We start from the raw sequence: 588 nt of genomic DNA on the forward strand, positions 1-588 counted from the left end.
CCAGTAGTACCCGAGGTGTAGATCACATAGCATAGGTCCGTTGGGGATATGGATAATCCTGGGTTGTTGGTATATACTTCATCCTGTGGCAATGCGTCAAATTCAATATCTATCGAAAAAATAGATGCATTGTAATCAATAACATCGAACAAGCTTTGGGATTCGATGATCAATACTTTTAAACCCGTATCATCGATGATAAAAGATTTCCTGGCTTCCGGGTATTCCGTATCTATGGGTACATACCCTGCGCCGGCCTTTAAAACACCTAACATGGAAATGACGCTCCATAAAGAACGATCCAACATAAGACCCACCAGATCGTCCGGACCTAATGTATAGGTATCCCGTAAATGATGCGCCAATCGATTGGCCCGTTCGTTCAATTCCCGGTATGTCAACTGCGACCCTTCAAAAACCAAGGCAATCGCCTCAGGGGCCTTTTCTACCTGGGCCTCGAACAGGGAAACAATGGTCCCTTCTTTAGGATACTCAACATCGGTAGCGTTCCAATCATGGACCATGGTTTGATAATTGGATGCGTCAAGCAACGAGTGGGATAGATAAGGGGTCGTATCGTTTGTTACC

Annotated in this window: 1 protein-coding gene; it reads right to left on the reverse strand. The window is 45.1% G+C overall.

The window, feature by feature from the left end:
• A partial coding sequence (locus tag ACRD7P_RS21030) for an AMP-binding protein (RefSeq protein ID WP_430909777.1) occupies positions 1-588 on the reverse strand: 588 nt, incomplete at both ends.

The organism is Maribacter sp. 2-571 (genome assembly GCF_050589625.1).
Lineage (GTDB): Bacteria > Bacteroidota > Bacteroidia > Flavobacteriales > Flavobacteriaceae > Pelagihabitans.